Genomic DNA, 5,071 nt, shown 5'->3' on the forward strand with positions numbered 1-5,071 from the left:
CCGGAGTGGACGAACCACTGGTGTTCGGGTTGTCATGCCAATGGCATTGCCCGGTAGCTACGTTCGGAACTGATAACCGCTGAAAGCATCTAAGCGGGAAGCAGGCTTTGAGATGAGTTCTCACTGGAGCTTTAAGCTCCCTAAAGGGTCGTTGGAGACTACAACGTTGATAGGTCAGGTGTGTAAGGGTTGTGAGGCCTTGAGCTAACTGATACTAATTACCCGTGAGGCTTAACCATACAACACCCAAGTAGTTTTACTAATAAGTAGACTATGAAGTGATTGTATGAAGACTGACAAAGAAAACATCACGTACTTGCGTGTTACTTGAACTCTTTTGTAAGATTTATATCAAATTTCCAAGATTGCTAATTACTGCCAAGGCAGTGATTAAAAAGTTTTGTTTAGCGACAATAGCACTGTAGCCCCACCTGATCCCATTCCGAACTCAGAAGTGAAATGCAGTAGCGCCGATGGTAGTGTGGGAGTTCCCATGTGAGAGTAGGACATTGCTAAGCTTCTATTTAGAAAAGCCCGTTACGTAAGTAACGGGCTTTTTGCTAAAGCTTTAGTTTTTTAAATTGTTTTTTAAGTAAATTAAACAATTAAAGTTTTTATCTAGCGACAATAGCACTGTAGACCCACCTGATCCCATTCCGAACTCAGAAGTGAAATGCAGTAGCGCCGATGGTAGTGTGGGAGTTCCCATGTGAGAGTAGGACATTGCTAGATTCCATTTTAGGTCAATTTAATAAATTGATCACCCTGTGGAGGGGTTCCCGAGTGGCCAAAGGGATCAGACTGTAAATCTGACGGCTCAGCCTTCGGTGGTTCGAATCCACCTCCCTCCACCACTTATTCCATTGGAATCACTAAATACCAGCAAGTTGCTGGTATTTTTTTTGCATTTTTTTTAACCGAGCATATAGTTCATGTTCTTTAGTAATTGTTATTAATTCTAAAATTATTTTTTTTGCTCGCTTTAACTCATCAATCATAAATTTGTCATCTTCGTATGCGCTTAACAATACTTGTATTAAATTTAGCTTAATACGTTTGTGGTTAGGAAATAGTACTAAAGCTTCTGTTAATGAGCTAATCGCTTTCTTATATTCTTCTTTCTCATAAAGTTCTTTACCTATTGCAAGCGCTTCTTGTGCTTTAATTGTATAGCCTTCATTTAATTGTTCACCGCTGAGTTGCCCAATTTTAGCCGATGATGATTGATTTTCTTTTTGCTGATTTACCGAGGTTAGTAGTAGTGATGCTTTACTGCTACGATTTAGTTTCGTTAGTGAATAAGCGATATCTGTTAGTTCACTAGTCTCCATATTTTGTCGTTCTTTATTTAACAAGTCCATACCATGAGTTATTTTTTCTTTGGCAAGAGCATAATCATGAATATTTTCGAGTAAACAGGCGGTTAATAGATCAGACTGTACTTTTAACGAGGCTTGATTAAAATTTCTATTCATTTGCGATAACATTGTAAATGCGCGATTATTCATTCTTTTAGCATCTAATAGTGATAATTTATCAGAGTAACCAGCAAGAGACTTTACAAATAATAACGCATTTTCTGGACAGTGATGAATTGAATTATAGGCAAGTTCATAGACATGCTGATATGCATCAGCTGCTTTTTCAAAATGTTTATTATCGAAGCATAGTCCCGCGTACTTTTTAAGTCGCCGAACAGATCTAGGTGATAATTGGATTGCCTGTTCTAATGTTTCTTCAGCAATTATATTATCGTACTTTGTTTGATATGTATCTGCTAGCCAGTCGTAAGCAGGTAAATATAATGGCTGCTGTGTAATTATGTTTTTAAAAATAATTTCAGCATTAACAAGGTCTTTATTCTCAAGAGCAATTTTCCCTAGCCCTATATCTGCCCATTGGCAATTTGGTTCATTTTGATAAGCCAAATAAATTTTTTGAGCTTTATTAAATTGCTGCAACTCAAAAAACTGCCTAGATTTTATGCCTAAGCATTCTATTCGATATGGGGTGTTGTTTGCTAAGGCTTTATTTACGAGTGTAACAGTTAGCTGTTTATCATCTTTTTCTAGCGCTTGATAGATTGAATGCATGGCTTGCTTTTTCATCATGCACTTATTTAACCGTTTATGTAATGCGTTTATAGAGTAGGGTTTACATAAGTAACTATCAGGTTTATGTTCAAGTGCGGCTAAAACCATTGCCTGTGAAACTTCTGCTGTGATAATAATTACCACACAATGCCGAGAGATTACTTCGCTTGTGCGTAATTCCTCAAGGATTTGTTGTCCGTTTTTCTGTTTTTCGCCTAAATTGTATCCTAATAAGATAATATCGTATTGTTTTTCTAAGCACAAAGAAATGACATTTTGCGCGTAATAAGTTGAATCAACCTGCTTTGTTGTTAATGTCATCGCAAACTTTTTCAAAATGTCGTGAGAAGGTTTGATGTTATCAATAATTAAAAAATTCTTATTACTATAATTAATACTAAACATACCTCCTCCTAATTGAATCTATTTTTAGCTGAAATTTTAACTACTGTCTAGTTTAACTTATCAATATCTTCACTACAAAAACTGTTAAACTCAATGAATTGCACCGTAACTATTAGTATGTATGAAATTTATCGATATAGCATTAAATAACAAATTACAAAAAGCGCTTAAAGAGCTTGAATACAATCAAGCCACCCAAATACAACAACAAGCGATACCACTTATATTAGCTGAAAATGATGTAATGGCTAGAGCGAAAACAGGTACAGGAAAAACAGCAGCTTTCGCTTTACCAATACTTAATAAATTAATTGAAAAGAAAACTAAGACACAGTTTACTTCTGCTTTGGTACTTGCACCCACGAGAGAATTAGTTCAACAAATTTATTCAAGCTTTATAACCTACGGAAAATATACCGATCTAAAAATATCAGCGGCTTTTGGCGGTGTTAGTATTAACCCACAAATTAGAGATATTAAGCAAGGGGTAGATATACTCATTGCTACACCAGGCCGATTACTTGATCTATTATCTAACGATCATCTTAGTTTACAAAATGTAACGGTTTTAACTTTAGATGAAGCAGATCGAATGCTTGATCTTGGTTTTAAAGTTGAATTGGATCAAATTCTTCAATATATGCCAATAAAACGTCAAACATTATTATTCTCTGCAACTTTTGACGATGCAATTTACAAATGGTGTAACTCCCTACTCAATGATGCAAAAATTGTTACGGTTGATGACAAAAATGAAACAGCAGAAAATGTGGATCAAATAGTTTATACAGTAGATTCAGACAGAAAACGTGAATTATTATCTTATCTGATAGGCTCTAAAAACTGGCAACAAGTGCTTATATTTACCCGAACCAAAATAATGGCAGATGTGCTTGCTAAGGAGATGTGCAAAGACGGTATTAAAACACAGTCTTTACATGGTGATAAGTCACAAGGTGCACGTGATAAAGCATTATCAGATTTTAAAAGTGGGAAAGTGAGAGCTTTGGTTGCTACCGATGTCGCCGCGCGCGGTATTGATATTGTAGATTTAGGATATGTTATAAATTACGAGCTACCCTATGTTGCTGAAGATTATGTACACCGCATCGGCCGCACTGGTCGAGCAGGTAATAATGGTTTGGCGATATCATTGCTATCACCTGATGAAGAATGGCTGCTGACAGCGATTGAAAAAGTTATTGATACTCGTCTATTACAGCAATGGCTACCAGGTTATGAACCAGATTTGACGAAAATTGTTAAGACTAATAAATCGGGAAATAAGCAAAAAGCTAGAAACAAAGCCTTATCGAATAATAAGGATGGAAAAACAACGAGTAATCGTAGAAGAGGACAATCATCAAATCGACGTAAATAGAATGGGCGCTAATGGTAAATATTTTAAGGGGTAACCTTTGCTATATCAGCCTGTTTTGCGCCACCAGCAATAGCAGCAGCCGTCGCGGATTCTTTTGACATACCTGATCGGATAGCTGAAGTAACAATCTCACGCGCTTTCTCACCAGTAGAAGAACTTACAGCGATACTAATAACTTCTGTGTTATCTGCGGATAGTCTTAAGGTATCTCTTACGATATCCGCAACTTGATCTGGCAAAGCTTTAACTGCGATAACAAGTATATCCAGTAACCTTTCTGGATAACTTTGCATTGTGTTATTAACCACATCATTGGCCATCACAGGCTCTATTAAGATGGCAACTCTGACAATATTCTCTAATTCCTCAGGGTAATGATATATTGCTGTATTAACTATTTCTGCAGCATACGCAGGCTCTTCATTGACAGCTATACTGACAATATCTGTACTAGCTGCGATATTTGATTCTAATAATATTGTAATAACATCACTTGCTAAGGCAGGTTCTGCTCTTAATGCACCACACATAATCTGCTTATATTTTTTAGGGTATTTTGAAAGGGCAACTTTTAAAACAATATCAATTTGTTCAGGATAGCTTTTCAGTAAGGCGTTAACACTTCGCTCAACTGCCAAATTAGCGTTAATTTGTTTTTGTATTAATTGGTCAAATAAGTTGGAAATTAGTTCCTCTTGTCGATCTGCTAATAAAGTATAAGAATTGCTGTGCGAAGGAAACGATAGACTTAGAGCAATAGTTAATAGAACGTATATATACTTCATTTAGAACACTCACAAATTTCACGATACACCGACTCAAGTATTGTTCCTTCAATCAGATGAGCATGATTAATTCTATACAGCCATATTTTTACTATGTATATCGCTGTATTTAAGTGGACTTTTACAAATCACTTAAGGATTAGTCCAATAAACATCCGTTTAGTTCAATTTATATTCGAACAAAAAAAACATCATAAATAACGCTTGATCTGCTCGAGTAGATCTATACAATGCGCATCAGTTCCAAGGGGTTCAGCTAAAAAGCTTAACCAACTGGATGTTTTGAATAGTTAACTCATCGCTTTTGAAGTGAATCAGTTAACTTAACGTTTTACTTTTAGTTTAAGTAATGCCGGTTTTAAAAGTTTGTAAAAACTTTTAAAAAAGACACTGAAAAACGTTGACAT

Annotated in this window: 3 protein-coding genes, 1 tRNA gene and 3 rRNA genes; 5 read left to right on the top strand and 2 right to left on the bottom strand. The window is 35.8% G+C overall.

Translation table 11 applies throughout. The features are described from left to right. The 4 genes from DWA31_RS05890 to DWA31_RS05905 all read left to right on the top strand — a co-directional run. Nucleotides 1–239: ribosomal RNA gene (locus DWA31_RS05890) — 23S ribosomal RNA — on the top strand; the annotation flags it as partial. A gap of 164 nt (nucleotides 240–403) precedes the next feature. Then, nucleotides 404–518, top strand: a 5S ribosomal RNA gene (rrf, locus tag DWA31_RS05895). 99 nt (nucleotides 519–617) lie between these two features. Beyond that, nucleotides 618–732 (top strand): 5S ribosomal RNA (rrf, locus tag DWA31_RS05900). 37 nt (nucleotides 733–769) lie between these two features. Continuing rightward, a tRNA-Tyr gene (locus DWA31_RS05905) sits at nucleotides 770–854 on the top strand. Nucleotides 855–872: 18 nt separating this feature from the next. Here the strand turns inward: DWA31_RS05905 and DWA31_RS05910 are convergent. Then, the gene (locus DWA31_RS05910; RefSeq protein WP_114325714.1) at nucleotides 873–2,498 is read right to left on the bottom strand and encodes a response regulator; all 1,626 of its coding nucleotides are present in this window, start codon (nucleotides 2,496–2,498) and stop codon (nucleotides 873–875) included. A gap of 121 nt (nucleotides 2,499–2,619) precedes the next feature. On the opposite strand from DWA31_RS05910, the gene DWA31_RS05915 reads away from it, so the two are divergent. Further along, nucleotides 2,620–3,879, top strand: coding sequence for a DEAD/DEAH box helicase (locus DWA31_RS05915; RefSeq protein ID WP_114325715.1), 1,260 nt, complete (start codon nucleotides 2,620–2,622; stop codon nucleotides 3,877–3,879). A gap of 23 nt (nucleotides 3,880–3,902) precedes the next feature. Here DWA31_RS05915 and DWA31_RS05920 read toward each other — a convergent pair whose 3' ends face one another. Beyond that, the gene (locus tag DWA31_RS05920) at nucleotides 3,903–4,664 is read right to left on the bottom strand and encodes a hypothetical protein (protein WP_114325716.1); all 762 of its coding nucleotides are present in this window, start codon (nucleotides 4,662–4,664) and stop codon (nucleotides 3,903–3,905) included. Between the last annotated feature and the right edge of the window lie 407 nt (nucleotides 4,665–5,071).

It is taken from the genome of Candidatus Colwellia aromaticivorans, from assembly GCF_003333305.1.
Lineage (GTDB): Bacteria > Pseudomonadota > Gammaproteobacteria > Enterobacterales > Alteromonadaceae > Colwellia > Colwellia aromaticivorans.

Bases quoted from the DNA above. Each gene is read 5' to 3' on its own strand.
- DWA31_RS05915 (WP_114325715.1), top strand. From the start codon at position 2,620: ATGAAATTTATCGATATAGCATTAAATAACAAATTACAAAAAGCGCTT.
- DWA31_RS05920 (WP_114325716.1), bottom strand. From the start codon at position 4,664: ATGAAGTATATATACGTTCTATTAACTATTGCTCTAAGTCTATCGTTT.
- DWA31_RS05910 (WP_114325714.1), bottom strand. From the start codon at position 2,498: ATGTTTAGTATTAATTATAGTAATAAGAATTTTTTAATTATTGATAAC.